Source organism: Acidovorax sp. KPB24-07, from assembly GCF_057543315.1.
On sequence record NZ_BAAJYS010000071.1, the window covers coordinates 1 to 16286 of the forward strand.

At 68.3% G+C, this 16286-nt stretch carries 14 protein-coding genes; 7 read left to right on the forward strand and 7 right to left on the reverse strand.

Going from position 1 to position 16286, the window contains the following annotated elements; genetic code table 11:
* From AC27IQ_RS10390 to AC27IQ_RS10400, 3 genes are all read left to right on the forward strand, one after another.
* On the forward strand, positions 1 to 1628 hold a 1628-nt coding region (locus AC27IQ_RS10390; RefSeq protein WP_487089402.1), incomplete at its 5' end, for an MFS transporter.
* 132 nt (positions 1629 to 1760) lie between these two features.
* The gene (locus AC27IQ_RS10395; RefSeq protein ID WP_487089403.1) at positions 1761 to 3143 is read left to right on the forward strand and encodes a hypothetical protein; all 1383 of its coding nucleotides are present in this window, start codon (positions 1761 to 1763) and stop codon (positions 3141 to 3143) included.
* A gap of 248 nt (positions 3144 to 3391) precedes the next feature.
* Entirely contained in the window at positions 3392 to 4555 is a 1164-nt protein-coding gene (locus AC27IQ_RS10400; protein WP_487089404.1) for a hypothetical protein, read from the forward strand.
* Positions 4556 to 4585: 30 nt separating this feature from the next.
* On the opposite strand, the gene AC27IQ_RS10405 is transcribed toward AC27IQ_RS10400, so the two are convergent.
* Complete coding sequence (locus tag AC27IQ_RS10405) at positions 4586 to 5821, reverse strand: hypothetical protein (protein WP_487089405.1); 1236 nt, start codon at positions 5819 to 5821, stop codon at positions 4586 to 4588.
* A 224-nt stretch (positions 5822 to 6045) separates the two neighbouring features.
* On the opposite strand from AC27IQ_RS10405, the gene AC27IQ_RS10410 reads away from it, so the two are divergent.
* On the forward strand, positions 6046 to 7395 hold the full coding sequence (locus AC27IQ_RS10410) for a hypothetical protein (RefSeq protein ID WP_487089406.1): 1350 nt from the start codon (positions 6046 to 6048) through the stop codon (positions 7393 to 7395).
* Positions 7396 to 7411: 16 nt separating this feature from the next.
* Here AC27IQ_RS10410 and AC27IQ_RS10415 read toward each other — a convergent pair whose 3' ends face one another.
* Positions 7412 to 8611, reverse strand: a complete 1200-nt coding sequence (locus AC27IQ_RS10415) for a hypothetical protein (RefSeq protein ID WP_487089407.1) — start codon at positions 8609 to 8611, stop codon at positions 7412 to 7414.
* A 146-nt stretch (positions 8612 to 8757) separates the two neighbouring features.
* Entirely contained in the window at positions 8758 to 9921 is a 1164-nt protein-coding gene (gene mltA / locus AC27IQ_RS10420; protein WP_487089408.1) for a murein transglycosylase A, read from the reverse strand.
* Between mltA and AC27IQ_RS10425 the strand changes: the two genes are divergently transcribed.
* From AC27IQ_RS10425 to AC27IQ_RS10435, 3 genes are all read left to right on the forward strand, one after another.
* Positions 9920 to 10072, forward strand: coding sequence for a hypothetical protein (locus AC27IQ_RS10425; RefSeq protein WP_487089409.1), 153 nt, complete (start codon positions 9920 to 9922; stop codon positions 10070 to 10072). The genes mltA and AC27IQ_RS10425 overlap by 2 nt on opposite strands.
* A 48-nt stretch (positions 10073 to 10120) precedes the next feature.
* Positions 10121 to 10627 (forward strand): hypothetical protein, encoded by a 507-nt coding sequence (locus AC27IQ_RS10430; protein WP_487089410.1) that lies wholly within the window; start codon positions 10121 to 10123, stop codon positions 10625 to 10627.
* Positions 10628 to 10817: 190 nt separating this feature from the next.
* Positions 10818 to 11465: a YiaD family glycine zipper/OmpA-like lipoprotein gene (locus AC27IQ_RS10435; protein ID WP_284430664.1), complete on the forward strand. Its 648-nt coding sequence runs from the start codon at positions 10818 to 10820 to the stop codon at positions 11463 to 11465.
* A gap of 86 nt (positions 11466 to 11551) precedes the next feature.
* Here AC27IQ_RS10435 and AC27IQ_RS10440 read toward each other — a convergent pair whose 3' ends face one another.
* The 4 genes from AC27IQ_RS10440 to AC27IQ_RS10455 all read right to left on the reverse strand — a co-directional run.
* A complete protein-coding gene (locus AC27IQ_RS10440) occupies positions 11552 to 12181 on the reverse strand; it encodes a response regulator transcription factor (RefSeq protein WP_272566580.1) in 630 nt (209 codons plus the stop codon).
* A complete protein-coding gene (locus AC27IQ_RS10445; protein WP_284400727.1) occupies positions 12181 to 14223 on the reverse strand; it encodes a two-component system sensor histidine kinase NtrB in 2043 nt (680 codons plus the stop codon). The genes AC27IQ_RS10440 and AC27IQ_RS10445 overlap by 1 nt, the downstream gene beginning before the upstream one ends.
* Positions 14220 to 15035 (reverse strand): carbon-nitrogen hydrolase family protein, encoded by an 816-nt coding sequence (locus AC27IQ_RS10450; RefSeq protein ID WP_487089412.1) that lies wholly within the window; start codon positions 15033 to 15035, stop codon positions 14220 to 14222. The genes AC27IQ_RS10445 and AC27IQ_RS10450 overlap by 4 nt, the downstream gene beginning before the upstream one ends.
* Positions 15035 to 16286 (reverse strand): YhdP family phospholipid transporter (locus AC27IQ_RS10455; protein WP_487089411.1); only part of this gene is annotated, 1252 nt, incomplete at its 5' end. The genes AC27IQ_RS10455 and AC27IQ_RS10450, both read right to left, overlap by 1 nt.

The window sequence follows — 16286 nt, forward strand, 5'->3', positions numbered from 1 at the left end:
CGCACACCGCCGAGGCCGCGGCGGCCGCGCAGCTGGACCAGGACGCCGCCCGGCGCGCCAGCCTCTCGCCGTTCGCGCCGCTGCAGGTGCCCGTGTTCCGCATGCTCTGGCTCACCTGGCTGGCCGCCAACACCTGCATGTGGATGAACGACGTGGCGGCCGCGTGGCTCATGACCACGCTCACCACCTCGCCCGTGCTGGTGGCGCTGGTACAGACGGCCTCCACCCTGCCCGTGTTCCTGCTGGGCCTGCCCAGCGGCGCGCTGGCCGACATCCTGGACCGGCGGCGCTACTTCATCGCCACGCAGTTCTGGGTGGCCGTGGTGGCGCTGGTGCTGTGCGTGGCCATCCTGATGGGCGGCATGACGGCGCCGCTGCTGCTCGCCCTGACCTTCGCCAACGGCATTGGCCTGGCGATGCGCTGGCCGGTGTTCGCGGCCATCGTGCCGGAGCTGGTCAGCCGCCAGCAGCTGCCGGCGGCCCTGGCGCTCAACGGCGTGGCCATGAACGCCTCGCGCATCATCGGCCCGCTGCTGGCCGGCGCCATCATCGCCAGCGTGGGCAGCGCCTGGGTGTTCGTGCTCAACGCGCTGCTGTCGGTGGTGGCGGGCTTCACCATCATGCGCTGGCGCCGCACGCACGTGCCCAGCCCGCTGGGGCGCGAGCGGCTCACGAGCGCCATGCGCGTGGGCGTGCAGTTCGTGCGCGAGTCGCCCCGCATGCGCGCCGTGCTGTGGCGCATCTCGGTTTTCTTTTTGCACGCCACCGCGCTGCTGGCGCTGCTGCCCCTGGTGGCCCGCGACCTGGAGGGCGGCGGCGCCGGCACCTTCACCCTGCTGCTGGCCTCTATGGGCGCCGGGGCCATCGCGGCGGCACTGTTCCTGCCGCGCCTGCGCCAGGCCATGTCGCGCGACACGCTGGTGTCGCGCGGGGCGCTGCTGCAGGCCGCCTCCACGGCCGTGATCGCCATCGCGCCCAACGTGTACGTGGCCGTGCCCGCCATGGTGCTGGGCGGCATGGCGTGGATCACCACGGCCAACTCGCTCAGCGTGTCGGCCCAGCTCGCGCTGCCCAACTGGGTTCGCGCGCGCGGCATGTCGATCTACCAGATGGCCATCATGGGCGCCACCGCGGCGGGCGCGGCGCTGTGGGGCCAGGTGGCCTCGCTCACCACGGTGCACATGAGCCTGGCGCTGGCCGCGCTCACCGGCACCGCCGCCATGGCCCTGGTGCAGCGCTGGGTGGTGGACCGCACCATGGAGGAAGACCTGAGCCCTTCGACCGCGTTCAAGCTGCCGGTGGCGCCCACCACGCCCGAACGCGGCCATGTGGTGGTCACCATCGAATACCACATCGACCCCGCGCGGGCGGCCGAATTCCGGGCGCTGATGCAGGAAAGCCGCCGCAGCCGCCTGCGCCAGGGCGCGCTCGACTGGCAGCTGCAGCACGACATCGCCGACCCTTCGCGCTATGTGGAGCGCATCGTGGACGAATCGTGGACCGAGCACCTGCGCCGCTTCGACCGCGTCACCGGCTCCGACGTGGCGCTGCGCGACCGCAAGCTGGCCTTCCACACGGGCGAGGCACCGCCAGTGGTGTCGCGCTACCTGGTCGAGCTGGAGCGCTGAAGCGGATCGGTTCGCACACCGTGAAAGGGCTTCGGCACGCAAGCCGTTGCCGACGCAAGCGCTCCCTATCCTCGGTCCACGCTGAAACGGTCGCCTCGGGCCTGCTCAGGTAGATCCATAAAGGAGTCGTTTATGAAGTCGAGCACACTGAGCCGTGCCGACCATCGCAGAACCACAGGCGGGCAGAAAAGCATGCGCGCACCCGGTGGCGCGCGGCGCGTTGTGTCTTCTGCCACGCATGCGCCTCAAGGCCTGACAGGTGGGGGGCCACGCCTTTCAAACGCCGGGGCAGACATCCGCCCACGCAGCAGCAATCCATTGCCGATGCCGCCGGTTGCATCGCGATCCCCGGTGCTCGGCGCGATGAAAGCCCGTGCGTCCCGCAACCCGATCGCGATCGAGGCCGACCCAAAAGCCTGGCTGAACGCCAATGCCACCGAAGCGAGCGCCGCAAGAAGACGCCTGCTTGACGGCGCGATCCCATTGCTCAAGCTTTTCCACATCGCGTCACCCCTGGCTGCGCAGCCTTACCAGCTTGACACGTACCTGACCTCCGACGGCCAGGCACAAAACGCCATTCTGGCTCCCGCCAAGGCGTTGATCCCGGGGCTCTTGCGCTCCGACAAGATCATCGAACTTTCACCCGGGCAACTGGACCGAGCCAACGCCCTGTCCACCACGCATCCTGGCATCGCCACACAGATGCCGGACATGCAGCCGCGATTGCATGTGATCTCGCCGGCCGTAGCGGCCAGCCTGGCATCGGCACGGGAAGTGATCGATCTCGTCAAAGCCCTTGTTCCCAGCGGAGCCGGCAATCAGGTCAAGGATTTGCTGGCAACGGCAGGGGATAGCCATCTTCGCTCCTGCCTGTCGTTTAAATACCATCGCGGCGTCGCAGATCTTGCGCACTCCATCATCCAATTCCAGGGGGGCGACTGCGACGGCCATGCGAGCCTGGCCTTCCACCTGCTTGCACAGAATCCTGCGCTCAAGGACTACCAGATCGATATCGTCGAGGTCAGTCAAAACGTCGCGCACGTGTTCGCCGTGATTCGAGGAGATAGGCCCGAGGAGGACATCGTCGTGGACGCCTGGGCCCCCTTTGCATCGCCAACGTTCGTTCAAGACGCGCTTCCCATGCACCGGACCCTGCTGGACGCTGAGCGCGGAAAGATCAGGGTCTCCAAACCCGCTGGCACCGTTGCACCCGCAATGGACATCGAACAGGCGCTGAAACGGCACAGCCAATGGCAAAGTGCGATCGAAAAATACTCGTCGCTTTCCGAGGCGTTTCGGCTTCATGCCCACCATGAACCTGACGCTGCGATCACACAAGTTCTGATCGAAAAAGAGAATCTCTGGGATGTGCCTTTCAGCGGCAATCCCAACGTCCGGTATGAAGTCAGAGATCCCTCCGGGCGTGCGCTCACTGATTTTCCGATCCGGTTCGATATGCAGCGGGCACCGGCGGAACGGGAGTCCGGCAGTGAGACGCCAGCGCGAACGCGATGACCGCCGTTGCAAAGCTCCATTCAGTGGCTTTGATCCGCCAGACGAACTGCCAAGCAGAGATATCCATGAAGCCAAGCCCTCTCACCGGCGCCGATAGCCGAAGAACCCCGACGGCACAAAAAGAGCCCCCAGCCGCTGCAGCACGGCGCAGTGCACCGTCCGCCGGGCATGCACCCCAGGGCCTGGCAGCCCGGGTCTCACGCCTTTCAAATCCCGGCGCCGGCATCCGCCCGCGCAGCGACAGCGGGATGCCCATTTCCCCCACCCAATCGCCGTCGCGCGGGCCCGGCCCGGTGGAAACGGGCTCATCCGGCATCGCGCCACCGCCCGAGCCCGGTGCATGGCTCGACAGCAGTGCCTCCGAGGCAAAGGCCGCCAGAAGCCGCCTGCTCGACAGCGCAACCGGGCTGCAGCAGGTCCACGGCACGCTCCGATGTCCAGAAACGCCTTGCCCGCTCGATACCTACATCACCGGGGAGGGCCCGGCCCAGCACACCGTTGTGGTTCCCGCGAAGGAACTGCACCCCGGACTCTTGCGCGCCGATCGATTCATCGAGCTTTCATCGCAACGGCTGACACAAGCCAATGTGCTTTCCACAACGTACCCTGGCGTCACCCCCCTGATGCCCGACATGGAGCCCCGATTGCGCGTGATATCGCCCGCAGCGGCCACCCACCTGGCCTTGGCTCGGGAGGCGATCGATCTGGTCAAGGCGCTTCTTCCCGCAGGCGCGGGCAATCAGATCAAGGACATCGCTGCCACTGGGGCAGAAAGCTGCTTTCGCTCAACGATGGCATATCGGGGGAAGGGCGATCCCGCGACCTGCGCGAGCGCCGCCATCAAGTACCAGGCCGGCAACTGCAATGCCCAGGCAAGCCTGGCTTTTCAGCTTCTTTCACAGAACCCGGATCTCCAGAACTCAAGGATCGACATGGTTCACGATGGTGCCGGTGGGGGACACGATCACGTATTCGCCGTGATCCGCGGTCAGACGCCCGAGCAGGACATCGTGGTCGACCCCTGGGCCCCCTTCGCCACGCCGACATTCGTCGTCGACGCACTTCCCATGCACCGGGACCTGCTCAACGCAGGGCAGGAGGGCATCAGGCATACGAAGCCCGCCGGCACCGTTTCACCACCAACGCTGGATATCGATGAAGCACTGAGGGAACAAGGAACGGTCGAAGAAAATCCGCCGCTCTCCGAGCAGTACCTTCATGCGATGGGCTTTGATCGCGAATTGGGGCTCGCCATTTATCTGGGCCATGGCAAAAGCCTCTGGGATGTGCCGTTCAGCGGCAACCCCAACGTCCGCTACGAGGTCCAGGATGAATCCGGCCAACAGCTGACTGATTTTCCGCTGCGATTCGACATGCAGCGCACCGGACTGCGCCAACCGCTGGAGCGCTGAGGACGCAACGCTCGCGCGCCCTCCAGGCGCTCACCGCCGCGAGGGCCGCAGGCCGAACCATCCGCCCTCGGCGTCGTAGAGCAGGTCGAACTGCTTCAACAGGTAGCGCCCGGTGTTCATGAAGGCGGGGCGGCCCACGAAGTTGAAGCGGCCCGGCGCGTTCACGAACACGGACTGGGGCGCGTCCGTATCCCCCACTCGGAAATCGTACTGCGCCACGGGCGCCTGCGCGTCGGGGAACATCACCTGCACCCGAGTGCCGTTTTTCAAGCCCGTCACCGGCCGGCCCCGGCGGGTGGGGTCGGCAATCTGCGCCGTGGGCAGCGCCGACGGGTCGGCGGCCGTGAGGTACATCTGCGCGATGCCGGTGTCCACCAGCACGGGACCGGTTTCGGGCGCGCCGCCGTCCACCGACACGGCCACGGTGGCCTGCTGCCAGTCACGGGGATCGCTGGAGGCCGGCTGGCCATTCGCGAGCAGGCTGCCAGGCTGCAGCTTCATGAACCGAAACCCCTTGGCCTGGTCGGGCGTGAGGCCCACGTATATCGCGTGCTTGGTCACGACGTAGCCCCCGTGCACCGCGCCCCGGGCGACGGGGCTGCCGTCGATCTCGGCGATGTTGATCAGCGGATTCTTGTCGGGCGTGCCCTGCGGCTGGCCATCGTGCTCGCGCCCGAAGCCCACGCCCATGTAGGCGATGCCGCCCGGGCTTTCCGTGGTGTCCGTGGGATTTTCGCAGTCCGGCCGGTTGGCTTTCTCGTCCCAGCGCGGGCAGATGATTTCCTTTTCGACCGCGAGCACGGGCACCCGGGCAATCACTTCGTTCCAGCCGCTGTTGAGCACCACGTCGCGCACCACCCAGTGGCCGATCAACAGCTGCCGGCTGCTGGAGCGGTATTCCCAGCCTTCGTTGGCCTGGCGCACTTCCTCGTTGCGCGAATAACCGGGCAGATCGACCGCGGAAATCACCACGCCGGTGGAGCCCGTGTCCAGGGTGACGATGAAGGGCCGGGGGGGCGCGAGCACGCCGGTGTCCGGCGGCATGCGGACTTCGAACCGCAGCCGCGGCGCATCCGTCATGGGGGAAGACCAGCCCTCTCCCGGCGGGGAATGCAGGCGGATGAAGCGCGATTCGGTGCCCGGGCGCAGCGAGGGGCCGGCGGTGGCCGCTGCGGTGGCGGGCAACGGCGTCGTCTGCGCGGGTACGGCACCGCAGGCGAGCAGCGCGGCGGCGCAGGCGATCGCTGCGCGAAGCGGAATGGGCATGGGATCTCCTTGCCTGGCGAGAGTTTTGATGGGAAGAGCAGGCTACACGATCCTTCGGGCCGTGCCGCACCCCGCAGGCCACTGCAAGCCCGGGCGAATCGGTTCGCACGCCCTTGCAATGCTTCGGTGGGCACGGTTTCGCTTGCTGGCGCCCGCTTTATCCTGGCCTCACTGGCAAACTGCCGCCTGACGGTGGGTGGCAGGATCGCCAAGGGAAGAGATCCATGAAGCTCAACCACCTTTCCCACGCCAAGAGCCCCCGAGGCGCGACTGCGCAGGAAGAGGCCCCACCCAAGACGTCGCAGCGCGGCGCGTCGTCCAGCGGGAATGCACCCCACGCCCTGGCAGGCGGGAGCCCGCGCCATCCCAGTGCCGGTGGCGGCATCCGGCCCCGCAGCGACCACCTGCCGTCCAGGCCGCCTTCGTCGTCGCACTCCTCCATGCTCGGCACCATGCGGGGATTCATGGGGTGGGGTTCATCCAGCAAAGTGCCAGAGCCTGAGCCCAGAACATGGCTCGACAGCCATATCTCCGAGGCGAAAGCCGCCAGGAGACGGCTGCTTGACAGCGCGACCCCGTTGCTCAAGCAAGTCGATAACGCGTCGCCTCTTTCATCAGAACCTCATCGGCTCGATACCTACATCACGTTCGATGATGCCCAGAACACCGTCCTGGTTCCAGCAAAGGAACTGCTCCCGGGACTGTTGCGCTCCGACCAATTCATTGAGCTGTCACCAGACCAGTTGAGCCAAGCCAATGCGCTGTCCACGACGCATCCTGGCGTCAAAACGCAGATGCCCGATATGAAGCACCAACTGCGGTCGATATCGCCTGAAACTGCCGCGCACCTGGCCGCAGCACGGGAGGCCATCGACCTGGTCAAAGCGCTGATGCCCGACGGTGCCGGCAACCAGATCAAAGACATCGCGGCCACTGCTGGAGACAGCGTCCTGCGGTCGACCCTCTCGCATTCCAATACCAAAAATCCCACCATCCGTGCGACCAACGCCATTCAATATCAAAGTGGCAACTGTGATGAACACGCCGGTCTGACCTATCAACTGCTTTCGCAGAATCCCGCCCTCAAGAACGCCAGAATCGACATCGTGGATGGGAGGCCGAAGGGAAATCACGTGTTCGTCGTGATCCGGGGGCAGAAATCCGAGCAGGATATCGTCGTGGACCCATGGGCCACCTTTGCCTCACCCACCCTCGTGCGGGACGCACTTCCCATGCACCGCAAGTTGCTGGGTGCGTCAGGTGGTGGCGTCGCCCACACCAAGCCTGCGGGCACGCAGGCCGCAGCGCTGGACATCGAGGCACTGCGGCAACAAGCCCTGATCGACAATCGATTGCCGATCGTGGAGCAGTTCAAAGCCCAGAGGCTCCGCGCTCCCGATGATGTCATCAGGGACGGTGTGAAGTACGCTGGCGACCGCTGGGATGTGCCATTCAGCGGCAATCCCAACGTCCGTTACGAGGTCCGGGATGCATCGGGCCGCCAACTGACCGACTTTCCGCTGCGATTCGACATGCAGCGTGCCGCCACTGGCACCGGTCCGCGCCAGGCTTGAACCCGGCATCGCCACGTTACTGGCTGCGGCGCAGCCCGAACCAGCCGCCATCGGCATCGAACAGCACGTCATGCTGGCGCAGCAGGTGCCGGCCGGTGTTGACGAACGCCTGCGCCGAGGGCCGGGTGACGATCACCGCCGTGGGGGCCTGGGGCGTTCCCACCTGGAAGGTGTACTGCGCCACGGGCGCGGCATCGTCGGGGAACGACACCTGCACCGACGTGCCGGCCACCAGCCCCGTGGCCATGGCGCCCTTGCGGCTCGGGTTGGGAATGGCCGTGGTCGGCAATGCCGACGGGTTGGACACCGTGAGGTACATCTGGGCAATGCCGGTATCGACCAGCACCGCGCCCGTCTGCGAGGCCGCGCCGTTGACCGACACGGCCATGCTCGCCTGGGGCCAGTCGCGCGGGTCGCTGGAGGCCGGCTGGCCCGCGGCGTTCAGGCTTCGGCCCTGGAGCTTCACGTACGAAAAGCCCGCGGTGTTGGCGCGCGTGAGGCCCACGTGCACGCCCTTGGCCGTCACGATGAAACCGCCGCGCATGCTGCCGGGCGCCACGGGCTGGCCGTCGATGGAGACGATGTTCAGCAGCGGGTTCTTGTCCGGCGTACCTTGCGGCTGGCCGTCGTGCTCGCGCCCGAAGCCCACGCCCATGTAGGCGATGCCGCGCGGCTGGGCGGTGGTCTTCTCGGGCTTTTCGCAGGTGGGCACGTTGGCCTTTTCGCTCCAGCCGGGGCAGATGATCTCCTCCTGCACCGCCAGCACGGGCACGCGCGCCACCACCTCGCCCCCGGCGGGATCGCGAAAGACCAGTTCCCGCGGCACCCAGCGGCCGATCCACAGCCGCTTGCTGCTGGACAGGAACTCCCACCCCTTCACGCCCGACTCGGCCTCCTGCGCGGAAAAACCGGGCAGGTCGGTGGCCGAGACGACGACGCCGGTCGAGCCGGTGTCCATCGTCATGGTGAACGGCGCCGCGGCGGACGTGCCGGGAACCCGCACGCCGAAGGCCAGCGCGGGGGCGTCGGTCATCGCGGGTTCCGGGTTCCTGGCCGGGGCGAAGGCCAGGAAGCGGGCCGCGGTGTCGGCGCGCAGGTCCGGCCCCGCAGGAGCCTGGGCGTGCGTCGTGCCCAGGGGCGCACAGGCGCCCAGCAGGGCGGCCAGCAAAGGAAGGGTGCCATGCGCGGCAGTGCGCAGCCATCGGTCAGCGGTCATGCGGTTCTCCTTGGGAGTTGAGTGAGGTGAGGCCACCATCCTGGCCAGGCCACGAAGGGACTGTCACGTCCCATTGTGGAGGGCCTTCCCGGCCGGCCGCAGGGAAGCCGGCTGAAACGTGCTGAAACGTCGTGAACGCGCGGGTGTCAGCGCGGCCACAGCGCCCAGAGCCGCAGGCCCTGCTTGAGCCGCCCCGCCAGTTCGCCCGCCTCCGGGCCCCAGCCCGCGAAGTAATCGGCCCGCACCGCGCCCACGATGGCCGAGCCCGTGTCCTGCGCCATCACCAGGCGCTGCAACTGCACCTGCGGGCCGGTGGAGGCCAGCCACACCGGCGTGCCGTAGGGAATGCTCTGGCGGTCCACCGCGATCGAGCGGCCGGGCGTGAGGGCCACGCCCTGCGCGCCCTTGGGCCCGAAGCCGGCATCCATGGCGTTGAGCGGCTCCTCGCGGAAGAACACATAGCGCGGATTGGCCCACAGCATCTCCTGCACGCGCTGCGGGTTCTGCAGCGTCCAGGCGCGGATGCCGGGCCAGGTCGCATCGCGCACCAGGCCCTGGTCGAGCAGCCACCGGCCCACGCTCTGGTAGGGCTGGTCGTTGGTGCCGGCGAACGCCACGCGCAGCAGCGTCACCGATCCATCGGCCTCCTGCACCCGCAGCCGGCCCGAGCCCTGGATGTGCACCACCAGCGCCTCGACCGGATCGCGCACCCACGCGATGACCCGGCCGGCCAGCGCCGCCTGCGCTTCGGGCAGCGTGTCGATCTGCTGGCGTGTGTACCAGGGCTTGCGCGCGCCGTACCCTGCGGGCAGCCGGTACAGCGGCACGTTGAAGCCGTTGCCGGGCTGGCGCGCCGCGTCCAGATAGGGCTCGTAGTAGCCGGTGAGCATGCCGTCCACCGCGCCGTCGGCGGCCTCGATGCGGTAGGGCTGCAGCCGCGCCACCATCCAGGCACGCTGCTCGTCGGCGCTGGCGATGGACAGGCGGCGCACCTCGCCGCACAGCGGCGCGAAGGCCGGCGCGGGACGCTCGCAGTTCTTGATCCAGGCGTTCCAGGCTTCGTGCAGGGAATCTTCGGCAAAACCGGGCAATTCCGCCCAATGCACCGGTATCCAGCGGCTTTTCGGCTGCGCCATCGGGGGCGGCAGCGGCCCGGGCGGTTCGGGCGGCAGGGGGGCACCCGGCACGCCCGGTGGCAGCGAGGCACCGGGAGGCAAAGGCGTGGAAGGCGGCAGGGGCGTGGTGGAGCAGGCCACCAGGGTTCCTACAATCAGCGCCGTTGTCACAAGGCGCAGGAGACGGAATTTCATGGGGCTGATTTTGCTTGAAGCATTGCTGGCGCTGGTCGTTCTCGTCGCCATTGTGTGGTGGACGATGTTCTCGGGGCGCAAGGGGGGGGAGCCGCCGCCCCAGGACGCTACGCCAACACCCAAGAAAGAGGACGACGGCACGCCGAAGTAAAGCATTCGCGGCGCACCACCTCTGCTCCCTCTCCCAGAAAGACCATCGATGACTCCCCAGCAAATGCTTGGCGTGGGCCTGCGCATTTTCGCGCTATGGCTCGGTGTGACTGCCGTCCGGTACCTGGCACTCCTGCCCATCCTGAAAGGGATGCCGCTCGACAACCCCTCCGTGGAAACCTGGGTGGTGGCTGCGCTGTACCTAGCCGCTGCCGTACTGCTTTGGATCTTTCCCCTGTGGACCGCCCATCTGCTGCTTCCAAGAACACGGTTTGAAAACCACGTCCGCCTCCAACCCGCAGAGGCCGCCCGTGTGGGCTGTGCCTTGATCGGCCTTTGGTTCTTTGCACAGGGATTGCTCAATGTCGTCTGGTTCTTCTTCCAGGCCCTGCTGATGGGAGGAAGCCGCTCTTTTTTCGATGGGCTGGCGCTGGAAGCCAAGGCAGATCTTTTCTCCAGCGGGGTGGGCCTTTTGCTCGGGATCGTGTTGGTGGCTCGATCCGACCGCTTCGCCCAATGGGCCATCAAAAGCACATCCCCCCAGGCCGACGCCTGATGAATGCCGAGGTTCCCTGCGCCAGCCGCCAGGCCCGATCCAGTTGACGAACTGGTCCTACCCGGATCAGCCAGGCACCGGCGAACAATGGGCGTCCTCAAAGTCCCTGACGTCGCGTGCACGAAGCGTGCGGTTCGCAAGGCCATCACCACGGCCGGCGTCAGCAGAACAACCAGGAAAGGAAGATCCCATGCGCAACAAGATTCTCATCGGCGCCACTGCCGCCGTTCTGCTCGTGAGCGGCTGTGCCAACATGGACGATACCCAGCGGCGCACCGCGACGGGTGCTGGCGTCGGCGCGGTGGCCGGGGCGGTCATCGGCTCCGCCACCGGCGGCCGGGCGGGCACGGGGGCCGTCGTCGGGGCGGGTGTGGGGGCCTTGGGCACCTACATCTGGTCGCAGCACATGGAGCGGCAAAAGCGCGAGATGCAGCAGGTCACCCAGGGCACGGGCGTGGTGGTGACGCAGACCGCCGACAACCAGCTCAAGCTCGACATTCCGAGCGACATCTCGTTCGCCACGAACCGCTCGGACATCCAGTCCAACTTCGCCCCCGTGCTGGAGCGCTTCGCCGAGGGGCTTCGCAACAACCCCAACACCGAAGTGCGCATCGTGGGCCACACGGACTCCACCGGCAGCGATGCCATCAACAACCCCCTGTCGATGGACCGCGCGGCCAGCACCCGCAACTTCCTGACGACGCGGGGCGTGAACGGCGGACGCATCCAGGTCGAGGGCCGCGGCTCGCACCAGCCGATCGCCACCAACGACACGAACGACGGCCGCGCGCGCAATCGCCGGGTGGAAATCTTCGTGGGCGAGCGCCAGCCGGGCTGACCGCCGGCCGGCCCCACTGCCGCCCCGCCCGTGCACCGCGGCGGGAGTGGCTTTCACAGGGCGCTTCGGCGCCCTGTGGCGTTCATTCAGTGCGCGGCGCGCAGCAGGTTGGCCAGTTCCACCGCCGACTTGACCTGCATCTTGTCGAACACGCGCGCGCGGTGCACTTCCACCGTGCGCACGCTGATGTCCAGCTGGTCGGCGATGAGCTTGTTGGGCAGCCCCTCGACCACCAGGCGCATCACGTCGCGCTCGCGCTCCGTCAACTCCGACAGCCGCACCTGCAGGTCGCTGTGCTGGCGCACCTGCTCCATGTGCTGCGCGGACTGGGCCAGGGCCTGCTCGATGCGGTCCACCAGCAGGTTGTCGGAAAACGGCTTCTCGCAGAAGTCGAAGGCCCCGCGCTTGACGGTGGCCACGGCGGTGGGCACGTCGGCATGGCCGGTGAGGAAGATCACCGGCATCGCATCGATCAGGCGGCGCTCGGCCAGCCGGTCGAACAGCGCCAGGCCGCTCATGCCCGGCATGCGCACGTCCAGCAGCAGGCAGCAGGGCTGGCGCGCGGGCGGACGCTCGTCGAGCATGGCTTCGAAGGCTTCGGCGCTGTCGAAGGACTCGCTGGGCAGGCGGCGCGATCGCAGCAGCCAGGCGAGCGCTTCGCGCACGCCCGAGTCGTCGTCGACGATGTAAACGGTGGCGTTGGAGACGGGTTCCATCAGGGGTGGCTGCTGTCCGCGCTGGCAGCAGGCAGGGTGAAAGTGAATACCGTACCACGGGGCTCGTTGGGCGCGTGGCCCAGGAAGCCGCCGTGCTGCTCGACCACGGTGCGGCACAGGCTCAGGCCGAGGCCCATCCCCTCGGGCCGCGTGGTGAAGAAGGGGGTGAAGAGTTTCTCGCCCACGTCCTGCGCGATGCCGCAGCCCCGGTCGATGACCATGAACTCCAGCCAGGCATTGTGCGCATTCGATGCGGCGCGGCGCACGCGCAGCTCCAGGATGCGCTGGGGCGTGGCGGGGTCGTCCATGGCCTGCATGGAATTGCGCGCCAGGTTCAGCAGCACCTGCTCGACCATGGTCCGGTCGCACAGCACCGGGGGCAGGTCGGCGTCCACCGAGATCTTCACGAAGACTTCGAGCTTGCGCGCCTGCAGGCGGATCAGCGGCATCACGGCCTCCAGCAGGTCGTGCACCGAGACCACCTCGCGCGACTGGTCGCGCCGCCGCACGAAGTCGTGCACGCTGCGGATCACGCGGCCCGCGCGCTCGGCCTGCTGCGCGATGCGCTGCAGCGCCACGTGCACGTCGTGCAGCGGCTCCTGCGGCGGCCCGCCGCCCGGCGGCAGCAGGTTGAGCGAGCCCGAGGCGTAGCTGGAGATGGCGGCCAGCGGCTGGTTCAGCTCATGGCTCAGCAGCGATGCCATCTCGCCCACGGTGGCCAGCCGCGCGGTGGCCTGCAGGCGCTCCTGCGAGGCGCGGGACATTTCCTCGACGCGGCGCTGCTCGCTCACGTCCAGGAACGCGCTCATCCAGCCGGTGTGCAGGCCCTGCGCGTTGATGAGCGGCGCCTCGAAGATGAGCACCGGAAACCGCACGCCGTCCTTGCGCATGAAGGTGGATTCGTAGCCCTCGCGCGGCGGCGGGTGCAGGCTGGACAGGCGGATCGCCTGGCGCTGGCGGTACTCGTCGGCGAACTCGGGCGGCCAGTAGGGCACCGGGGCGCTCTGGCCAAGCAACTCCTGCGCGGTGAAGCCCACCATCTCGCAGAAGGCCGGGTTCACATAGGTGATGCGCCCCTGCAGGTCCCGCGCGCGCAGCCCGGTCACCAGGGAGTCCTCCATGGCCTTGCGGAACGCCAGCGCGTCGCCCAGGTCGCGCTCGGCGCGCAGCCGGCGCCGGTTGTCGCGCACCAGCACCACCAGCACGGTGACCAGCGCGATCGACATGGCGGTCACCAGCGCGGTGAGCACATTGGGGAACACGCTGGGCGCGCTGTGCCAGCTGTCCATGCGCAGGACCAGCGTGGCGCCCGGCAGGTCGAACAGCTGCTGCGCGCTGAACAGGCGCGTGCCGCGCCGGCTGGCCCCCACCATGGCCAGGCGGGTGCCATCGGCTTCGGTGAACGACACCTCCTGCCCGCGCTTGAGGCTGGGCACCACCAGGTCGATCAGCACGTTGTGCAGCGAGTAGGTGGCCACCACGAAGCCTTCGTTGCGGCCATCCTGCATGAGGGGCAGGCACAGCTCCATCATTTCGGAGCCGCGGCCATCGCCCTGGGGCTGGAAGTAGCTGCCGGAGTACGACGGCCCCGACACGCGGCGCGCGTTGGCGCACGCCAGCGCGATGTTGGAATGCATGCCGCTGCGCATCTCGGCGTCCCACTGCACCGGGCGGTACGGGGTCTCGACATGGGCCCGCACTTCCAGCGTGGGGCTGCGCCATTCCAGCCGCACGAGTTCGCGGCGCACGCTCAGCAAGGCCGCCGCGCGCGACTCCCAGCTCGCCAGGTCCGGTGTGCCCACGTGCAGCGCCTGCAGGTTCTGCAGGTTGTGGGCGAAGCCCTGGCGGATGTCGGCCACGGCATCGGCGGCGTCGCGGTCCAGGCGGTTCTGCACCTCGCTCGCCTCGTAGCGGCCGGCCAGCCACACCTGGGTGACCAGCATGCCCGCCACCAGCAGCACGAGCAGGGCCCACAGCGACCAGCGCTTCCATGCGCTGCGCCAGCGGTGCCAGGGCCACAGGAACGGCTCGCCCTCGGTCACAGGATGCAGTGGTCCAGCGCCGGCAGCTGCTGGCGCACCTGCTGCAGCCGCACCGCATCGAGCACGCCCAGGGCCACGCCCGGGCCTTCGGCCACCTGCGCCTGCACGGCGCCCCACGGATCGACCACCATGCTGTGGCCCCAGGTGCGGCGGCCGTTCTCGTGCAGGCCGCCCTGCGCCGGCGCCAGCACATAGGCGAGGTTCTCCACCGCGCGGGCGCGCAGCAGCAACTCCCAATGGGCCTCGCCCGTGGTGTGGGTGAAGGCGCTGGGCACCAGCAGCAGGTCGGCCCCGGCCCGCGCATGCTGGCGGTACAGCTCGGGAAAACGCAGGTCGTAGCAGACGGACAGGCCCACGCGCCAACGGGTGCCGTCGCGCGCGGTCAGCTCGAAGCGCACGGGTGTGTTGCCCGCCTCGATCACCGCGGCCTCGTCGAAGCGCTCGCGCCCGTTGTCGAAGCGAAACAGGTGGATCTTGTCGTAGCGGGCCACGCACTCGCCCTGGGGCGAAAACACCAGCGAGGTGTTGCGCACCTGGTGCGGGCTTTCGCACTGCAGCGGCAGCGTGCCGCCCACCACCCACAGGCCCAGCTCCCGGGCCGCCTGGGCCAGAAAGCGCTGGATGGGGCCTTCGCCGTAGGGCTCGCGCAGCGCGAGCTTGTCGGTGTCGCGCGCGCCCATGGCGCAAAAATACTCGGGCAGCACGGCCAGCTCGGCGCCTTCGGCGGCGGCCTGCTCCAGCAGGTGGCGGGCCTGCTCGAGATTGCCGGGCACGTGCAGGCCCGACACCATTTGCAATGCGGCGGCTTTCATCATGATTTGTCTCCGGTGGGGGACTCGGCCGTGGGCGGCCGGACGGCGGGGTCGGCGCTGCCCAGCTTGCGCCGGGGCACGCGCTCGATGCGCGGATCGGTCCAGGTGCCGTCGATGCGGAACTCCTGCGTGGCCGCCTGGATGAGCGGCCCGCGCAGAAAGACCTGCGCGAGAAAGCTGCCCAGGCCGACCACCGGATTGATGGCAGTGGCCACCAGGGAGGCCGTCATGGCGTTGATCTCGGGCACCACGACCACGTGCAGGTCCTGCGTCTCGCGGTCCAGGTCGGCGCTGCCTTCCATCAGCACGGCGGCGTTCACGCCCTTCATCTGCAGGTTGTTGGTGGTGGCCACGCCCTGCTCCATGCGCACGTCGCCGCGCACGAAGTCGAACGCGAAGCCTTCGCTGAACACGTCGCGGAAGTCGAGCGTGAGCCGGCGCGGCAGCGACTGCAGGCTGAGCACGCCCAGCAGCTTGGCCAGGCCCGGATCGGCCTTGAGGAACTGGCCCGATTCGACGTTGACGTTCATCTGGCCCGACATGGTGCGGTAGTCCGGCGTGAGCGGCGCACCCATCCAGGCGACCTGCCCCTCCATGCGGCCCTTGCCGCGGCGCACCACGTCGGCCATGCCGAAACGCGTGAGCAGATCGCCCGAGTCGCGGATGTCGAGCTTGAAGTTCATCACCGTGCGGCGACGCGCATCGGCGGCGCCGTCGCTGCCCAGCAGCGCCCAGTTGCCGTTGGCCGTGAGCGTGGCCTCGGGCGTGACGATGTTGAACTTGGACAGCCGCCACTCGCGCGGAGCGCCGTCGCCGCCGCGGTTCTGCGCCTCGATCTCGATGCGGCCCAGGCGGCGCCCACGCAGCACGAAATCGTCCACCACGATGTCCAGCGACGGCAGCGTGCCGGCGCCGGCGGCCGGTTCTTCGGCCAGCAGTTCATCCACCTCCTTGGCATCGCTCTGCGGGACCGCCAGGCGCGACAGGCGGGCGAACACCCGGCCGGAGCCCGCATCGGGCCCGCTGCCCGCGCCCTGGCGAAACTCCACGTAGCCGTTCAGCTCCTGGGCGTCCACGTTGGTGCGCCAGGTGCTGCCCTCGCGCGAGCCGCCCATGACCACGCCGTGCAGCGTGCGGCCCTGGAAGTCCACCTGACGGGCCCGCACGGCCAGTTGCGTGGGCAGGTAGTCCTGCATGGGCGAGACGGAAGGCACGGGAGCGGCGCCCGTCCCGTTGCCCGCCACCGCAGCG

Coding starts and splice junctions, on each gene's coding strand:
- AC27IQ_RS10425 (WP_487089409.1), top strand. CDS start 9,920: ATGGGGCTGATTTTGCTTGAAGCATTGCTGGCGCTGGTCGTTCTCGTC.
- AC27IQ_RS10405 (WP_487089405.1), bottom strand. CDS start 5,821: ATGCCCATTCCGCTTCGCGCAGCGATCGCCTGCGCCGCCGCGCTGCTC.
- AC27IQ_RS10440 (WP_272566580.1), bottom strand. CDS start 12,181: ATGGAACCCGTCTCCAACGCCACCGTTTACATCGTCGACGACGACTCG.
- AC27IQ_RS10400 (WP_487089404.1), top strand. CDS start 3,392: ATGCCCATTTCCCCCACCCAATCGCCGTCGCGCGGGCCCGGCCCGGTG.
- AC27IQ_RS10435 (WP_284430664.1), top strand. CDS start 10,818: ATGCGCAACAAGATTCTCATCGGCGCCACTGCCGCCGTTCTGCTCGTG.
- mltA (WP_487089408.1), bottom strand. CDS start 9,921: ATGAAATTCCGTCTCCTGCGCCTTGTGACAACGGCGCTGATTGTAGGA.
- AC27IQ_RS10450 (WP_487089412.1), bottom strand. CDS start 15,035: ATGAAAGCCGCCGCATTGCAAATGGTGTCGGGCCTGCACGTGCCCGGC.
- AC27IQ_RS10415 (WP_487089407.1), bottom strand. CDS start 8,611: ATGACCGCTGACCGATGGCTGCGCACTGCCGCGCATGGCACCCTTCCT.
- AC27IQ_RS10410 (WP_487089406.1), top strand. CDS start 6,046: ATGAAGCTCAACCACCTTTCCCACGCCAAGAGCCCCCGAGGCGCGACT.
- AC27IQ_RS10395 (WP_487089403.1), top strand. CDS start 1,761: ATGAAGTCGAGCACACTGAGCCGTGCCGACCATCGCAGAACCACAGGC.
- AC27IQ_RS10430 (WP_487089410.1), top strand. CDS start 10,121: ATGACTCCCCAGCAAATGCTTGGCGTGGGCCTGCGCATTTTCGCGCTA.